15 protein-coding genes are annotated in these 17,157 nt (G+C 62.3%); all 15 read right to left on the minus strand.

Going from position 1 to position 17,157, the window contains the following annotated elements:
• Positions 1–360 precede the first annotated feature (360 nt).
• The 15 genes from ACFPOB_RS17990 to ACFPOB_RS18060 all read right to left on the minus strand — a co-directional run bounded on the left by ACFPOB_RS17990 (position 361) and on the right by ACFPOB_RS18060 (position 17,154).
• Positions 361–2,694, minus strand: a complete 2,334-nt coding sequence (locus tag ACFPOB_RS17990; protein WP_377799781.1) for a DUF4238 domain-containing protein — start codon at positions 2,692–2,694, stop codon at positions 361–363.
• A 691-nt stretch (positions 2,695–3,385) separates the two neighbouring features.
• Positions 3,386–5,185 carry a hypothetical protein gene (locus tag ACFPOB_RS17995; RefSeq protein ID WP_377799782.1) on the minus strand — a complete coding sequence of 600 codons (1,800 nt, stop codon included), beginning with the start codon at positions 5,183–5,185 and terminating at the stop codon, positions 3,386–3,388.
• A 212-nt stretch (positions 5,186–5,397) separates the two neighbouring features.
• Positions 5,398–6,045 carry a hypothetical protein gene (locus tag ACFPOB_RS18000; RefSeq protein WP_377799783.1) on the minus strand — a complete coding sequence of 216 codons (648 nt, stop codon included), beginning with the start codon at positions 6,043–6,045 and terminating at the stop codon, positions 5,398–5,400.
• On the minus strand, positions 6,042–7,574 hold the full coding sequence (locus ACFPOB_RS18005; protein ID WP_377799784.1) for a VPA1262 family N-terminal domain-containing protein: 1,533 nt from the start codon (positions 7,572–7,574) through the stop codon (positions 6,042–6,044). Before ACFPOB_RS18005 ends, ACFPOB_RS18000 begins: the two co-directional genes overlap by 4 nt.
• A 58-nt stretch (positions 7,575–7,632) precedes the next feature.
• Positions 7,633–8,322, minus strand: coding sequence for a UPF0149 family protein (locus ACFPOB_RS18010; RefSeq protein WP_076443148.1), 690 nt, complete (start codon positions 8,320–8,322; stop codon positions 7,633–7,635).
• Complete coding sequence (gene tnpC / locus ACFPOB_RS18015) at positions 8,264–9,874, minus strand: IS66 family transposase (RefSeq protein ID WP_377799785.1); 1,611 nt, start codon at positions 9,872–9,874, stop codon at positions 8,264–8,266. The genes ACFPOB_RS18010 and tnpC overlap by 59 nt, the downstream gene beginning before the upstream one ends.
• A 100-nt stretch (positions 9,875–9,974) precedes the next feature.
• Positions 9,975–10,322, minus strand: coding sequence for an IS66 family insertion sequence element accessory protein TnpB (tnpB, locus tag ACFPOB_RS18020; protein ID WP_076443144.1), 348 nt, complete (start codon positions 10,320–10,322; stop codon positions 9,975–9,977).
• Positions 10,319–10,738, minus strand: coding sequence for an IS66-like element accessory protein TnpA (gene tnpA, locus ACFPOB_RS18025; protein ID WP_377799786.1), 420 nt, complete (start codon positions 10,736–10,738; stop codon positions 10,319–10,321). The genes tnpB and tnpA overlap by 4 nt, the downstream gene beginning before the upstream one ends.
• 547 nt (positions 10,739–11,285) lie before the next feature.
• Positions 11,286–11,666, minus strand: a complete 381-nt coding sequence (locus ACFPOB_RS18030; protein WP_245451184.1) for a cupin domain-containing protein — start codon at positions 11,664–11,666, stop codon at positions 11,286–11,288.
• 58 nt (positions 11,667–11,724) lie between these two features.
• On the minus strand, positions 11,725–12,663 hold the full coding sequence (locus ACFPOB_RS18035) for an electron transfer flavoprotein subunit alpha/FixB family protein (protein ID WP_067994493.1): 939 nt from the start codon (positions 12,661–12,663) through the stop codon (positions 11,725–11,727).
• Entirely contained in the window at positions 12,663–13,409 is a 747-nt protein-coding gene (locus ACFPOB_RS18040) for an electron transfer flavoprotein subunit beta/FixA family protein (RefSeq protein ID WP_067994495.1), read from the minus strand. The genes ACFPOB_RS18035 and ACFPOB_RS18040 overlap by 1 nt, the downstream gene beginning before the upstream one ends.
• An 11-nt stretch (positions 13,410–13,420) precedes the next feature.
• Entirely contained in the window at positions 13,421–14,254 is an 834-nt protein-coding gene (locus ACFPOB_RS18045) for an HpcH/HpaI aldolase/citrate lyase family protein (RefSeq protein WP_067994500.1), read from the minus strand.
• Positions 14,251–15,111 (minus strand): HTD2 family dehydratase, encoded by an 861-nt coding sequence (locus ACFPOB_RS18050; RefSeq protein WP_067994504.1) that lies wholly within the window; start codon positions 15,109–15,111, stop codon positions 14,251–14,253. Before ACFPOB_RS18050 ends, ACFPOB_RS18045 begins: the two co-directional genes overlap by 4 nt.
• Positions 15,111–16,268 (minus strand): acyl-CoA dehydrogenase family protein, encoded by a 1,158-nt coding sequence (locus tag ACFPOB_RS18055; RefSeq protein ID WP_067994507.1) that lies wholly within the window; start codon positions 16,266–16,268, stop codon positions 15,111–15,113. The genes ACFPOB_RS18050 and ACFPOB_RS18055 overlap by 1 nt, the downstream gene beginning before the upstream one ends.
• Positions 16,269–16,275: 7 nt before the next feature.
• On the minus strand, positions 16,276–17,154 hold the full coding sequence (locus tag ACFPOB_RS18060) for an NAD(P)-dependent oxidoreductase (protein ID WP_067994509.1): 879 nt from the start codon (positions 17,152–17,154) through the stop codon (positions 16,276–16,278).
• Between the last annotated feature and the right edge of the window lie 3 nt (positions 17,155–17,157).

Here is a 17,157-nt window from a genome sequence, read left to right on the forward strand (position 1 = left end):
GCTCAAGGGCCTCGTCGAAATCTACAAGGCCAATCCCGACCTGCTCTCGCGATCCGACGGTCCGACGTAGACGCACTGCGGCCTACGCCGCATGGTTACGCTTGAGCGTCGGATCGGCAAGTGGCAAAGGGAACGGGAGAAAAAACTCTTTGGTGACGCAGCACCGTCGCCCGCCTTTCTCCAGGCAAGATGCGCCGGCTAGGCAGCGACGCTGCACGCTGGGTAGTCGAACCCGTTGGCGTTAAGGCAATGTCCGCTGTCGACGCACCCCGCTTGCACCAACGTCCAGTGCTTCTGTCCCCTCTCAGCACCTCGAATGTGCGGTCTTCCGAATGATGTAGCCGAATCGATAGCCGACCCTCAGGGGCGCCGCCGTGCGAGTATTGAGGGCTCGCCAACCCCACAATCCTCAATGAAGAACGCTATCGGCACGCTTGAAAGGTGCCGTTCCGAGCTCGACATCAAAAGCAGGCGATTAATCGTATTGTCCTGGATGCCTCCGGGGGGCAAGAAGCAGGATATGCGGCCTTCCTTCGTGACGACGCCTGATTTCTTAATCGCGGCTTGAGATCCCGCATGGATCTTGGGGAACCGGCCCGCAAGCTGTGCTTCCCGGTTCGGCTTTGCTCCGCGTTCCTCTAGGTGAGAGAGATACCCAAACAGATCCCGGAATAAATCTGGGTATCCTCCGCAGGTCGTCCTCAGCGCGTGGTCGACGACATCCGTAACGTTCTGCGGGAAGGCGAATTTTGCTGCCTTCATCTCTTTTGAAAATTTAGCGAGCCCGGGCGTCTCTGTTATTACCCAACGCCGGATAGCCCGCTTCACCTCACTCCAGCGAAAAGGACTGTCGGTGACGATGCAGGCACCCGTCGCTTGAGCCAAGTACATTGTCATCTCGAAGTTTGGCGCGAGCTTGAACATGCTCATCTGGCCGCCCTCTTTGCCTTCCAATGAACCATCCTGAAGCACAGCCAGAGGATCGAGCTCACGCTTGCGCTCGGCGAACTGCATTGTGGCCTCAATTTCTTCGTCGCTCATCCCTGGATTGAGTTTGCGGAGTTGCCTGCGCAGCGCATCCGGCGGCATCAGCATCATGCTGCGCAGCGCGTCCGCCTCCATGTGTTTCTTCAGGCGAGGCTCTCTATCCGGATCCAACCGCATAAGGGTCGCTCGCGCTTCCGCCATGCTCAACATTTGCTCGCGGAGATGAAAATCGAAGTCGCAGGGATCGGGGATGAGACTGACCAAGCCGAGTTGCACGAGCGGCATGATCGTCATGAAGAACATGACGCTCTTCAGAAAGTCCTGCCGATAGCGCCTCGGATTTTCGGTCGGCCGGTACTTCTTCGCTATGACTCCCGAGTGGATGAACGGGTGCGCGACAATCAGCTCGCCGAAATACAGCGGAGCCGCCAACGCGAAGTCGACGATTGATGAAGGGTGGATTGAGCCCGTGTAGATTGCGCGAGGGAGACCGTCCGGCTTCGGCAACAGCGCGAGCAAATCGGTCTCTAGCGGCCAAAGAGCCTCGTATAGGAGATAGATCTTTTTGATCTTCTCATCGGTGAGTTCGCGCCGGATTTGAACCCAGTCTTTGTCCCCGCCGAGCCCCAGGATCCGTACGATCCCGTTTTGCAGCATGATGTTCCGCTCCCGGATGCTGCGCTCATTCCAAGAAGGGCGCAGCGCTTGGGGTTTGGCTTGACAACACGCCTTGAAGAAATTCCCCGATCCGCACCCGCAGACATCTCCCGGGCGCAGCTGCTGCTTCGGCGCCGCCTTGATCAAGAAGTCACGCGGCTTCTCGGTCCTGCCAAATTCATCCTGATAATGGACATGTCCACTCTCGTACTTCGCGAACATCTCGCCACCGAAGTGGAAAAGCTCGTCCTTTGGAGGCAGAAAGGTCTTCCTTAGGTCGGCCCAAGGCTGCGAGATCGCCTTTTCCGGGTACAGCCACTCCTTGCGGCCGCCGCCGATGTAGCGCCGCGCACGCGACTTCAGAACGAAGTTGAACTGCGTGACTTCCTCCGCGGTCAGCTTCCTAGTGCGAATAAACGCGTCGATCCGGGTCATGGACTGCCGGTAATTTCGCGCGAAGGTCCGCTTTTCGAGAGGGCCGGTGCTCGGATCCCTTGCGTACTCAAGGTTCGAGAGGATCAAGCACAGGTTGCGGTTCAGCGGGAAAATGGTTTGAGACGCCCTCAGTGCAATGCTGGGATCGAGCGGATACGCGCCCATCGCGTGCGTTGGGGAAATTGCATGGTTGTAAATCGTCACCGGGTGGTCGCTGAAGATGAACTTTACGTCGGAGTTTTCAGCGGAGACGATTTCGCGCACGCCACCGACCCAGATCGTGCAGTGCATCATGCGGATACCCTGCATCTCGTACATCAACTCATTCTGCGAGAGTTTGGGATACTGAGCCTTGAGCCAGTCCAGCCCCTTCGGCGTACGGATTTTTTGGATATCGAGGTACTCAAAAAACGTCTGAAAGTGCTTGTGCCATTCCGTTACGTCGGAGCCAGAAAATGCGCGTACCGCCTGAGAGCCCCTGCCATCGATGTCACCGAACAGGCGCCGCTCGATCTCGTCGTTGACCGACGTTCCAAAGAAGGTCGAATATAGATCCTTCTGAACGAACGCCTTCGAAGTCGGCGTATCGTTCCACGCGCCGTTTTGCGTGATCACGCGTCCATCCGGAAGGATCCTGCGGTCCGGCGTCATGTCCACAAAGGCAAGGGACAAACGGCCTGGCTCGAAGAAACCCTCCTGGTACCATTGCGGGACATAATGATTATTTCTTGTCTTAGACATTGCCGCTCTCGCAAGATCACAAATCAATGATGCCGACGCTGCTCCTGCATCTACCCAGTATGACTACTGAAATTCATGGGCGCTTAGATACGCTGCTTCTTAGGGGGCCTATCGTACACTCTCCATTGGCCTTGCTGCGCTGGTGAAACGCTCCCGCGAGGTCGCCCCTGCCGATCCATAGATTGTTAGCCCGCACTGGTGCTGATTCTGCTTCGCCACATCGCAGCGCAGTATGGGTGAAACTCCATGCTAGCCGCGCTGGAGGCGGTGCATGTCTGCAGCGCCTCGTCGCAGGAGAAATCCGGCAGTATGGGATCAATAGCTTGTGCCCGCGGATTGTCTGATTCCACGCAGTCCACCTATGTCATCTCCTGGCGCAACTTGGTCTCGGTGGGAAATAGCTGAGGGCGGCGTTACGGAGCGTTGCATACTCGCGCATAACGCTTCGGAGGTCAGATTTTGGAGGATCTGTAACGAAATTGATGGAGTTTAGCGCGCCATTCATGATAAAATTGCAGGCGCCTATGTGCTTGGAATAGCGTTCTAATTCTTGACCAGCTACCGTTTACAGCGGATACAGATTGCTCACATCGATTACATGGGTGTGCTCGATTGAATTTAGACGCTGCGCTTGTTGCGCGAGATGGTCAAGCGAAACGCCGACCTCTCGAAGGGCCCGGTCAATGCGTTCGCGGGCGATCCCGTTCGCGAGCAGCATCTGCAGGCAGTTGAAAAAGTTTGGACTGACCTCGCTCCGCTCGAACAGGATGTCCCCGACCGTAGGGGCATCGGCCTCCGACAAGGGCACCGTCACAGCGATCGCCCCCAAAGGAGACGCCTCATAGGCTAGCCTGCGAACAGCGAGATGGTCGTGCATGTTCTCTATTTCACGCCGGCCAATCGGATCGATTGCGAGCATCTCCCGCGTCGCATCATGCAACGTCGAAAACAGCGCCAGCAAGCTCTCCCGGCGATCTAAAAAACCTGCCCGATATCGTGCGTCCTGTAGGTAGTCGAGCAAGTTGATGCCCAGAGAAATGACGAAGCGGATTGTCTCGGAAGCCCTTCTGGCGCGGTCATCGTAGCTACCATCGTCAGCCCGAAAGGCGTAGTTGTGTTCGGCGATCTCGCGCAAGATCAGCGTGCGGCGCCATAGTTCTGCGAACGCCTCCGCTACGTCTGTATCGAACAGGGCGGCTGCAAGGACCCGCGTGCCGAAGGCATCGGGTCGTTTCCCCCATACCGTAAACAGAGACGGCAGCTCTCGCATATGCGCGCCGCTGCTTTCCTCAAGGAACTGCTCAGGTTCCTCCGGGAGCATCTGGAACAGAATATCTCTGCCTGGCACGGGCCGATCGTGTTCGTGGGCTGCGAGCATGCGCACGGCCTCCACACAAAGCTGGTCGGCACTCGGCACATCGTTCGGCTGAAGCTCCAACCAGCCGATTGACCCAGGCCAATGGAGTAGTGCCTCAATCATCAACCACGCAGGCCGGGCGCGACTGTTGGCGTCAACTGGATAGGGAATCCGCTCGTTGTCCAGTGCAGACATGATCGAGCGAAAGAGCCAGGCGCTCCAGCGCAGGGTTGCCGAACTCCCGTCTACTCTCTCTCGAACCGTCGTTGTGATGGCATCCGCAAGCTCCTGGAGTCGCGCGTCACGGCGATCTTCTTGGCTTAGCTCCATGCCGGAATGGGGAATACCGCCTCTCACCGCACTATGAGCAATATGCAAGAGGAGTGGCAGCAGAATTCGGCCGTTCCAGTCACCATGCTCATCAAAGGCTGGCAATGCGGCCTTGGTAAGCTTCGCCCATTGAGCAAAATATCGCCCAGGATCAGCGGCCCCGAGGTCGAGAATCATGGCGGGCTGAAATGGCGCCTTGTATTCCTCCATCAATCCGACAGCGTACTCGATATCTGTCTCGAACAATAAATCGAAGATATTCCAGTCGCCGCGAAACGGCGTGAGATACTGATTTGCTCTGACGCCAAACCATATCTCTTGCAGATTTGGCTTCGCGCTCCATTGGGTGTGCAATTCGGCAAGCGCCGCATTGTCGCTAGGACGGACGAGGCTCGCCGGATTCTTCGTGAAATCCCGAACCAGCTTGCCAGCGACTTCGCGGATCTGATCTCGAAGGCGTGGGCGGGTCTCCGTCCGATCTCGAACCACCTCCAGAAGCGTCATCAAAGCGATCAAATCACCGCCAATGATCCGCCCGACCATTTGCCATCGCGCGACATTGGGGCGGCTGCAGAACACCGCGCCAGCCGCCTCTGCAAGGACAGCTCCGATGAGCGACATGCCGGTCTGAGAATCGTCCGGTGCGACTTCCTGGATCGCCTCAGACAGACCGGCCATTTCCAATTGTTCACGCAATTGCTCCGCGGTGGGCGGGCGTGGTCTCCCTCTTGATGAGCGGGATTCCAACAAGCACTGCTCGATCAGAGGGCGCACGCACGAGACGGCCTTCTTCCTCCAGGGGGCGGTTCGATAACGCGAAAGCAGAGCGTCCGCATCGCGACGATATCGGCCGGAATATCCGTTTGCGCCCCGCTCCTCCTCGGGCCATTTCATACCGAAGCGTCCTTGAGATATTTCCAGAGGCGCAAGAAATACTCTTCTGCACCGGTCTCCCGCGACGACCAGCCGCGGCTATAGGCGTTCACCTCGTGATGAGTTCCGCCGACATTGGCTCCCCAGTGCCAAAGCTCGCTGTCGATCACGGCGAAACGATCGTGGGGCAGACGCACCGGGCTTTTCCCTTCGCGAACAGTTTGAATTTCGATGGCGAAAGAATCGCGTCGAGGCGGCTGGCGGCGCGCAGCCTCTAATTCGCGAAGGCTAGCGATCTGTTCGTGGTGTCCCGCCTTCGGTCCAATTATGAGACGGATGTCCTCGGCCCGGGTGCTGGCTAACGCCCTCTCGAACACCTGGAAGAAGGTGGCCTTGGCGCGCCCATCAGCCTTAAGCAGAAAGCCGTCGATCAACCATACGCGTTTCCGCGCGCGTTCGAGCGCAACCATGAATTCGTCGGACCATGCTTCGAACTCGCCAGCAGCATGGCGACGACGCTCCTCATCCCATCTGGGGAACCGGCCGAGATCGGCCGGTGCATTGCTTGAGTCGAGACTTGGCCAAGCAAGCTTCGGAACGAAGTTCGACGGGGGCCTGTGCGCTTCCGGCTCTGCGATCAGCGAGACAGGAATTCGTACGCTCAAGGTTTCATTTCCCCCAAATCGAGTCCTTCAGCAGTATCAAAAAGCCGCTGCAGGCGTGTGCGGACCTCTGCGGGATCGATGAGCTTCAACATCACACTGGCTCGCTCGCCGATCCTATTTAGCGAATTGCCGGACAACCAAACGTCGCCATCGACGACGAGAAAACGGTCATGGATCGGCGGGTTCTGGGCGCCGGCCAAGACCCTGATCTCAGGTTGGGGCAGGCCGCGCTCCCGAAACGTCCGCAGGACTTCAGCAAACCCCGCGCGCACGTTCTCCGCATTGTGAAAAGGCAGGCGAGACGTCAGAAGCCGCAGTATGACGTCGCTTCGCCCGATGAAATGCCCAAAGTTGAAAAGGTCCAGACCATCTGCATAGGGATCGACGATCATGACGGCGTCTTTGGCACGAGCAATCTGCTCGCGAATAAACCGTAAGGCGACAGAGCGTTGATCGAACCACTGCACCTGTTGCCTGTGAGCGAGGCGTTCTGCGTGGCGACGCTGAGAGCTTGCATAAAATCGCGAAGCAGCATCGCGGGAGCGGGGCAGGTCTGGATGAAGTTCGACGACGCTATTCGTTGACCAATCTGTTTCGCTCAGATCATGAACCGTCGGCTTGCTGCCTTTACGACGATCATCGCGCGTCTCCAGACGCACCCGCCGTTTCGTCAGCCCCATGTTAAATCCGATGGTTCGCAGATAGGGCAGAGCCTTCTGCTGATCGATCAAACCCCGCTCGGTGTGGGAGAGGGCATGACCTGCATGTTCGATCTGATCGCTGGCAGGTGCGATCATCAGCGCATCTCCGACCTCGAAGCTCTTGAAAAGATTCATCGCACCGAAGCGCTCCTCGAAGAGCGTCAGCGTGAGGCCGCGGAGCGAGCGGTGCAAGCGCGGGCGGACCTCGCCGACCATGTGCTCTCGGCCAGCCGCGTCGCGCGCCATAGAGGTTCGTACGACTCGAACATCGGGATCGGGAACGACGAGTACAGCGCCACCTAATAGCTCATCATGGCGAGCGACGTCGAAGTGAATACGTCGTAGCAGCCATCTCCGGGCTTCCTCATCTCCGAGAATCCGCTCCAACTGCGGGGTCAGAACCGCGAGTTGCCGATGCGCGCGAGCCGGATGAGAGCCTGGACCGGTGAAAGGCGTGGGGTAGAAATCATCACCGGAGCCGAACAACGAGGGATCGGCCAATGGCGTGGATAAGAACGGCCACGCCGGCTCATCCGCAAGAGAGGAAGCCTGGATCGCCGTTCCGTCATGCCTTCCTCGATCTGCGTCGGCGACCGGGATAGGGAGAGACGGCGCGGATTGCAGGGACCGATACCAAGTGACGGCCTCCGCGGCGCGCATCGAAACCCGTCGAAAGGCCAGATCGATTCCAATCGAACTGGCGCTGTGGACCTGCGGCACTCCTTTTGCGTTCACCCGCATGCTGTCAGGAACGGGGCGGCTCGGCGTGATGAGCTCGACACTGGCAAACAGGAGCTGCGGTCGCTCGCGCCTGCTGGGTTCGCGCAAAGTCGCGATACGGATAATCGGTAACCGTCCGGTCTCGGCCCTGTGAGCTTTAGCGCTCTCAGTTGAGACCGCAGCATTTTTTGTGTTTCTTGCCGGAGCCGCAGGGGCACGGGTCGTTTCGCCCGACCTTCTGAGCCGGAGCGGCGAAGGGGTTTGATCGGGTGGTCATGGTCGGCGCCGGGGCGGCGTTGGCGAGGCGCCAGTCGTTGAGTTCGATCACCCAGTCGGCGATCTTGTCGTGAGCGGTGGCGGTGATGGCGTCGATTTGCTCGTCGGAGAAGCGGGGATCGCGGCGGGCGACATCGGCGAGCATCATCAGGCCGGTCCAGGCCCTGGCGGCCTCGATATCGGCTGTGGCGAGGGGCACCCAGGCTTCGGGCTTCAGCTTGACGGCCTTTTCGAAGCCTTCGATCCAGATCTCCCACAGGATCTCGCCATTGCGCCTGTCGATGCTGACGATCGGACCATAGCGCTCGGGTTGGTCGAAGAGCGTGCGCGCGACGTCGTTGTAGTACGCCATCACCAGGCCCATCACCTTGTTGGCGTGGTCGAGGCTCTCGAACACCGGCTCGCCCTTTGCGTCGGCGCTGTTCCAGACCCATGGCAGCCAGGCGCTGGGAGGGATCATCTGCGGGCAGACGAGGAGGCCGGCAATGAAGCCGTCCAGTTCCTCGATCAGCATCGCCTCTTCATCGAGGTCCAGCAGCGCCTTCGACAACTGCTTCTGTTGGCGCGACAGTCCGGGCATGGCTCGTCCAGTTCCAGGGGGCGAGTTCACCGACGCGGTTGATGGGATGGTCGCCGATGCGGGCCAGAACATCCCGGAGATAGGCCTGGGGATCAAGGCCATTGAGCCTGGCGGTCCCGATCAGGGTGTAGATGACGGCGGCGCGCTCGCCGCCCTTGTCGGAACCGGCGAAGAGCCAGTTCTTGCGGCCGATGGCGAGCGGCCGGATCGCGCGCTCGGCGGCGTTGTTGTCGATCTCCAGATCGCCGCGGTCGGCATAGCGGGTGAGCGCGGGCCAGCGCGACAGGCCGTAGCGGATCGCCCTGGCGAGTTCACTCTTGCCCGACAGCTTGGGCAGGGTCGTGTCGAACCAGGTCCGCAGATTGGCGAGCCGTGGAACGGCGTGCTCCTGCCGCGATCGTCGCCGTTCGTCGGGCGGGCGGCCACGGACGGCGTCCTCGACCTGGTAGAGCTCCCCGATCCGGCGCAAGGCCTCGGCTGCGACCGGCGAGGCGTTGGCCTGGTGGATATCGAAGAACTTGCGCCGGACATGGGCCCAGCAGGCGACCTCGGCGATCGCGGCGCGCTTACCGGGGCTGCCGGCATAGAGCTTGTCGAAGCCGGCATATCCGTCGGCGTGGAGATATCCGGCGAAGCCCTGGAGATGGCCTTGCGGGCGCACGCCCTTCCGATCCGGCGTATAGCGATAGAGGACGGCTGGCGCGGCATCTCCGGCATGGGGGCGCTCGTCGCGGACATAGACCCAAAGGCGGCCCGTCGCGGTCTTGCCGAACCCGGGGGCGAGCACCGGCACGGGCGTGTCGTCGGCGTGAAGCGCGCGCCCGGCCATGGCATGCTTGCCGATCGCCTCGGCCAGGGGTGTCAGCAGCGCCGCCGCCGATCCGACCCAATCGGCCAGGGTGGAACGGTCGAGATCGACGCCTTCGCGGGCATAGACCTCGGACTGGCGGTACAGCGGCAGATGGTCGGCATACTTGGCCACCAGCACATGGGCGAGCAATCCAGGGCCCGGCCGCCCGCGCTCGATCGGCAGGGACGGCATCGGCGCCTGCACGATCGCTTCACACAGGCGGCAGACGATCTTGGGGCGGATATGCCGGACGACCTTGAACTGGGTGACGCGCTCCAGCACCTCGGTCTCGTCCTGGCCGAGCCGGCGCAACTGTCCGCCGCAAGCCTGGCAACCACAGCCGAGATCGCCATCGGCGATGCCCGCTGGCCAATGCACGATCTCCTCGCGCGGCAGATGATCGGGCAAGGGACGACGAACCGGATGCTGCCGGGCGTCGGGAGTTGCCGGCATGACCGCGCGCTCCAGAACCGTCCGCGCCGCCGTGCCCTCCTCGACATTCTCGAGCGCCAGCTCCAACTGGTGGATGGCGGCGTCGAGCTTCTCCGACGACTGCCCGAACTGCATCCGGCGCAGCTTCGCCAGTTGCGCCTTCAGCTTCTCGATCATGAGCAGATGGGCGGCCGTCTCGGCCCGTGCCGCGATCAGCAGCGCCTGAAGCGTCGCCACGTCGTCGGGAAGGTCTGCGGAGGCGCTCGCCATGGTCCTTTCGAGATTATCCCGAGGCCGGCGGCCAAGCCATTGAATCATGGTCGATCTTGACCGCGGACCACAGTCCTGAATCGGCTCGAAGCACCTCGCTTCACAGCGCCAGGCTGGGGCGATCGGTTCGAATCGGCGCGCGCCAATCGATCCCCTCCAGCAGCATGGAGAGCTGCGCCGGCGTCAGCCGCACCACGCCGTCGGTCGTCACCGGCCAGATGAAGCGGCCCTTCTCCAATCGCTTGGCGAACAGGCAGAAGCCTTGTCCATCCCAGTACAACACCTTCAGAAGATCGCCCCGGCGGCCACGAAAGACGAACAGGTGGCCGGAGAACGGATCCTGCTGCAGCGCCTGCTGCGCCAGAGCGGCCAGACCGTCGAAACCCTTGCGCATATCCGTCGGGCCCATCGCGAGATAGACCCGCATCCCGGCAGGGATCGCGATCATCGCCGGTCCAGCACGTCGAGCACCCGCCGCAGCGCGTCCGCGTCGACATCGCGGTCGACCCGCAGCCTGCGGCCAGAACCGAGCGCAATCTCGATGATGCCGGACAAACGACGGCTCCGGCGCGCGGGCTCTGTGCAGGCAACCTCGGACGCCGACGTGGGCGGGACGTCGGTCACGACAGGAGCCAGTTCGACGGGCAGCAGAAGCGGCGCCGGGCTGCAGCCGCCCAACTGCCCCAGCTTCGCCTGACGCCGCCACGTGAAAACCAGGCTTGCCGCGACCCCGTTGCGTCGCGCGACATCCGTCACCGTCACACCCGCCGAAAAACTCTCCTCGACGATCCGGACCTTGTCCTCATAGCGCCAGCGCCGCCGCCGCTCGATCGCGCCCAGAACCTCAGCCCGAACCATCGCCATGACCTTAAAGCTAGACTTAAGGTCACACCGTTCGGGAAATGCCGCCCACCGCGCAAGGCGGCCGAGACCGGACGGTTACGATAATCGCGCTGTGGTACGCGCTGAAATCGATCGATGGAAGTTGGCTGTTCATGGCTGCATCGGCGCTTTGTCAGGAATGTTGCACCGATTCAGGCGAGCCGGGTAGCTGCTGGATCAATCATACCGGTTCCGCTGCAATACCCCGCGCGGCAGCCAAGCCACGTGCGCGATTACATACAAGCGGAAAGTAGGTCAGCCCGCTCTGAGCGCGCGTGCGCTTAGATTCTTTCTCACTCCCAACGAGCAGTCCTACCATCCGAACGCCAGCAATTCATGAGTTTGCCGGGGTCCGCTTTCTGGCAAAGTGCTAATGTCCGGATGTGGCGCGATCGAGCCGACCAGAGAGGGACTGACGATGCCAGCTCCCCACCTCGTTGCGGACGTTCCAGTTGCCCCTTGAGATGGCACTCGTTCGGGAAAATGCCAACATCTCAAGCCCGCTCATGCGATGCTTCGCGCCTCTCGTTCAGGACAGCGCGTCAGCGACGTAGTACTGTACTTCAAGCATTGTGCAGCCACTTTCCGACCGGAACGGTCCATGAGGCGTTCCCGGCGGTCGGCAGGAATACATCATCGCATCTGGGGTAGCAGCACCGCCGCCGATGGGCCCGATCGCACCCTTGATGACGAAAACCTCCTCCCAATAGTCGTGGACGAGGGGCTCGGTCGTCGCGACGCCTGGAGCAAAGCGGACGAGGCGGGTTCGAGCGCCCGTCTTGTTCTCCTCGTCCAGGTCATCGGCCAGCATTTTCACCTCAAGCCCCGCCGGAAACCCCGGCAAGGGCAGCCAGCCGTCGTCGTCATCGAACGGCAGCATTTCGATGTGCCGACGGGGCGCTTTCGACATCCTGTGCTCCATGCGCTGACTAGCACCTGCTCTGCGGTCGCTCGGCTCCGCCGCCCCCTCAGCCCCGCGCCAGCTCTTGCACGACCTCAGGCAGTAGCGTGAAGAGATCGCCGACGAGGCCGTAATCGGCGACCTGGAAGATCGGGGCTTCCTCGTCCTTGTTGATGGCGACGATGACCTTGGAGTCCTTCATGCCGGCCAGATGCTGGATCGCGCCGGAGATGCCGACGGCGATGTAGAGTTCGGGAGCAACCACCTTGCCGGTCTGGCCAACCTGCCAGTCGTTGGGGGCGTAGCCGGCATCGACCGCGGCGCGCGAGGCACCCATCGCGGCGCCGAGCTTGTCGGCGACGGGCTCGATCACCTTGGTGAAGTTCTCGGCCGAGGCCAGAGCGCGGCCGCCCGAAATGATGATCTTGGCCGAGGCGAGCTCTGGACGATCCGACTTCGCCACCTCCTCGCCCTTGAAGCTGGAGGAGCCGTGGTTCTCGACAGTACTGACGCTCTCGACCGCGGCCGAGCCGCCTTCGCCCGCAGCCGCGAAGGACGCGGTGCGGATGGTCAGCAGCTTCTTGGCGTCGGTCGACTGCACGGTCTGGATCGCGTTGCCGGCATAGACCGGGCGCTCGAAGGTGTCGGCCGAGACGATCTTGCTGACGTCCGAGACCTGCATCACGTCGAGCAGGGCGGCGACGCGCGGCAGCACATTCTTGCCGATGGTGGTCGAGGGCGCGACGATGGCGTCGTAGCCCTCTGCGAGCTTGACGATCAGCGCCGCGAGCGGCTCGGCCAGCGCGTGGCCATAAGCGGCGTCATCGGCGAGCAGCACCTTTTCGACGCCGGCGAGCTTGGCCGCGGCATCGGCCGCGCCCTTGGCGCCCTGGCCGGCGACGAGGACATGCACCGGGCCGCCGAGCTTGGCGGCAGCCGTCAACGCCTTGGCGGTGGCGTCCTTGATCGAGGCGTTGTCGTGTTCGGCGATCAGCAGCGTGGTCATCAGATCACCCCGGCGGTCTTGAGCTTGGAGACGAGTTCGGCGGCATTGGCCACCTTGACGCCGGCGGAGCGGCCGGCAGGCTCGGCCGTCTTCAGAACCTTGAGGCGGGGCGCGACATCGACGCCGAGCGCTTCGGCCGTGGTCTCGTCGAGCGGCTTCTTCTTCGCCTTCATGATGTTGGGCAGCGAGGCGTAGCGCGGCTCGTTCAGGCGCAGATCCGTGGTGACGATCGCCGGCAGCTTGAGCGCCACCGTCTGAAGACCGCCATCGACCTCGCGGGTGACATCGACGCAATCCGCGCCGAGTTCGACCTTGGACGCGAACGTGCCCTGTGGCCAACCCAGCAGCGCGGCGAGCATCTGGCCAGTCTGGTTGCAATCGTCGTCGATCGCCTGCTTGCCGAGGATGACGAGGTCGGGGCCTTCCTGCTCGACGACCTTCTTGAGGAGCTTGGCGACCGCCAGCGGCTCGACAGTGCCGTCGACCTTGACGAGGATGCCGCGGTCGGCACCCATCGCAAGACCCGTGCGGATCGTCTCCGCGGCCTGCGCCGGGCCGATCGATACGACGATCACCTCGGTCGCCTTGCCCGCTTCCTTCAGCCGCAGCGCCTCTTCGACGGCGATCTCGTCGAAGGGATTCATCGACATCTTCACATTGGCGAGCTCGACGCCCGACCCGTCCGCCTTCACGCGGATCTTCACATTGTAGTCGACCACCCGCTTTACAGGCACGAGGATTTTCATGTCGGAACCTCTTACTGAGATGTCGAGAGGGATGCGTCGAAAACTGCGGCCGGGGCGCTTGGCACCCACTTCAGAATTGATCGCGCTCGGATGCGAACGGGCTCGTCGACCATCGCGCCGTCGATAGCCACTGCGCCGTCGCCGCTGGCCATGACCTTACGAGCCCAGAGGACCTCGGCCTCATCCGGAGCGAAGCCCGCCTGGATCGCGGCTACCTGGCGAGGATGGATGCAGAGCTTTCCAGTGAACCCGAGATCTCGCGCATGGCGCGCATCGCTCGCGATCAACGGGGCGTCGTCGATTGCTGTCGTCACTCCATCGATAGGCTGCGGCAGGCCAGCCAGCCGGGAGGCAACGACAAGCTCAGAACGGGCCAGGAGCAGCGCTTCCCGCGTATGGGCGCATCCAAGATCGGCACTGAAGTCGATGCTCCCGAAAGCGATGCGTGCGACGTTGCATGTGATTGCGATCCGGCGCGCATCGGCAAGCCCCCGCACGCTTTCGATCAAGACGACGACGGGCAGGTCGAGTTGCTCACAGAGCGTCTCAAACTCGGGACCAAACTCCGCTTTCGGAAGGACGACCGCGCTGAAGCCATGCCCTCTCAGCGCCGCGATGTCCCGGTCGTGCCAGGGCGTACCGATCCCGTTGACCCGCACCAGGACCGGCTTGTCGGTGAAGTCACGCTTCAGGGCGGCCCGTGCCTGGTCCTTCCCGTCAGCAGCGACGGCGTCCTCGAGGTCGATGATGATCGCATCGGCGTCGGTCGAAGCCGCTTTCACAAAGCGCTCAGGCCGGTCTCCCGGAACGAAGAGCGCGACGGTGATGTCCGGCAACGCCGTCATTGCCACGACGCCTCGGCTACCATGCACTCTGGACCGTCCTGCCTGGCGGTCCAGAGCTTCAACCCATCGCCCTCGTCGCGCGCGTTGAGTGCGAAGGCGGCATCGTCGAACAGCGGCGACTGGCCACGAAAGCGGAAACGGCTCGGCGGCGAGCCGCGCAGTTCAGTGGCGTAGTTCAGGAGCATCGCAGCCTGCATCGGCCCGTGGACGACGAGAGCCGGATATCCCTCGACCTCCGTCGAGTAGCGCCGGTCGTAATGGATGCGATGGGCGTTGAAGGTCAGCGCCGAATAGCGAAGCAGCAGCGGAGGCTCAATTTTCATCGGACGCCGATATGTGCCCGCTTCAGCCGGTGGCGGCGTCTTCGGTGTGGCTCCGGTAGCCTCCAGATTCCGATAGACGATGTCCTGCCGCTCTTCGAGCACGAGCCGTCCGTTCCCCTCGATCTGATGCTGCACGGTGACGAAGCAAAGCGCCCCTGTCCGCCCTTCCTTGTAGACAACGTCCGCGATGCGGGAGATCCGCCTCACCTCGTCGCCAACCCGCAGATCGCCGTGGAAGCTCTGACTGCTGCCTGCCCACATGCGACGCGGCAAGGGCACCGGTGGAAGGAAGCCACCGCGTTCGGGATGGCCGTCCGGTCCGAGCTGTGCAGTCGGGACCGCAGGCTGGGCCAGGCAGACATGGATCATTCGGGGCGCAATCTTGCCGCGCTTCGGCGCTTCTCCGGGAAGGTCGAAGGTCGCGTGATACTTTCGCGCGAGGTCCTCGGTCAGGACGTCCGAGCCAAGATCCTCGCGGCCTATCCAGTTTCGAAGATGGTCGATATCGACAGTAAGCGCTTCGACCGCGGTCATCAGTATGACCTCGGCATGCCGAGCACATGCTCCGCGAGAAACGAGAGGATCAGGTTCGTTGAGATCGGTGCGACCTGATAGAGGCGCGTCTCGCGGAACTTGCGCTCGACGTCATACTCTTCGGCGAACCCGAAGCCGCCATGGGTCTGGATGCAGGCATTGGCGGCCTCGAAAGACGCATCTGCCGCGAGCATCTTGGCCATGTTGGCCTCGGCGCCCGGATTGGCTCCGGCCTCGTAGAGCCGGATCGCCTCGCGCACCATCAGCTCCGCGGCGCGCATGTTGGCGTAGGCCTTGGCGATCGGAAACTGGATGCCCTGGTTCTGACCGATCGGTCGTCCGAAGACGTGGCGCTCCTTGGCGTAGTTCGACGCCTTGTCGATGAACCATTTCGCGTCACCGACGCACTCCGACGCGATCAGGATGCGTTCTGCGTTCATGCCCGACAGGATGTAGCGGAAGCCCTTGCCCTCCTCGCCGACGAGGTTTGCGGCCGGGACCTTCACATTGTCGAAGAAGACCTCGGTGGTGGCGTGGTTCATCATCGTGCGGATTGGCCGGATGGTCAGGCCGTCCTTCAGCGCTTCTCGCATGTCGAGAATGAAGACCGAGAGCCCATCGGTGCGCTTCGCCACCTGGTCTCGCGGGGTGGTGCGAGCCAGAAGCAGCATCAGGTCAGACTGCTCGGCGCGGCTCGTCCAGATCTTCTGGCCGTTCACGACGTAATGGTCGCCCTCGCGACGGGCAGTCGTCCTCAGTGCCGTCGTGTCCGTGCCACTGGTTGGCTCGGTAACGCCGAAGGCCTGAAGGCGAAGCTCGCCCGAGGCGACCTTGGGGAGATAGCGCTGCTTCTGGTCCTCAGTGCCATGTCGCAGCACCGTGCCCATCACATACATCTGGGCATGGCAGGCGGCGCCATTGCAGCCCTGTCGCTGGATCTCCTCCATGATGACGGCCGCCGCCGATAGCGGCAGACCGGCCCCGCCGTATTCCTCGGGGATGAGCGCCGACAGGAAGCCGCTTTCCGTCAGAGCCGAAACGAACTCCGTCGGATAGGCCATCTCCCGGTCGTGCTTGCGCCAGTACTCGCCCGGAAAATCGGAGCAGAGCTTCGCGACGGCGTCGCGGATCTCTGAGTGATCGGAAGCATGCTGCATGATGGCCTCAGGACTGTCGTGGGGCGGTCGCGACCGCGCGCCAGGTCTGGAATGTTTCGTCGCCAACCCCATCGAGCACCGCTTGCAGGGCGCTCGTCATCGGGAGGGGGCCGGCGGCTTCCCCGATCGAAAGCGCAAGGTCGATGTCCTTGCGCAGGATGGCTTGGAGGGAATCGAAATCCGCGCGGGTTGCCGTCCAGGCGTCATAAGCCTCGCCTGCATCGTTCGGGCGGACGGTGAAGAAGTTGCGCCCTGTGCTGGCTTCGAATACCGGAATAGCATCCGGCAGCGCGATGCCGTTTTCGCCGGCAATGCGATAGGCTTCGGCCGCGATCATCAGCGTGGTGATGCCCACAAGATTGTTGACGATCTTGGTCGCCTGCCCCGCTCCAAGTGGGCCGCAATGGAAGATGCTGCTGCCCATGGACTGCATCAGGGGGCGCAGTTCCGCGCAATCCTCAGCACGCCCTCCCATGATGATGGCGAGGGTCCCATCGCGAGCCTTCAAGGCTCCGCCGCTGATGGGGGCATCGACGACCCGCACGCCGTCAGGTTCAAGTTCCTGCGCGAGCTCGCGCATGGTTTCGGGAGCGATCGTCCCCATGATGACGAGGATCGGCTTGCGGCCGTTGAGCCCGCTGCGCAGGCCGCCTTCCCCCAGCACGACGGAGCGAGCCTGCTCGGGGGTCGCGACCAGGATGATGGCTGCGTCGCAGCCAGCGCAGTCGGCGGCGCGTTCAACGCAGTTGACGCCCAGCGCGGCGAACGGCGCGCGGGCTGCTTCGCTGCGGTCGCAGACCGTAAGGGCGAAGCCCGCCTTATGGATGTTCATGGCCATCGGAGCACCCATGGCTCCGACGCCGATGACGGCGACTGAATTGATCATGGG

The organism is Allobosea eneae (genome assembly GCF_042657265.1).
GTDB classification, from domain to species: Bacteria; Pseudomonadota; Alphaproteobacteria; order Rhizobiales; family Beijerinckiaceae; genus Allobosea; species Allobosea eneae.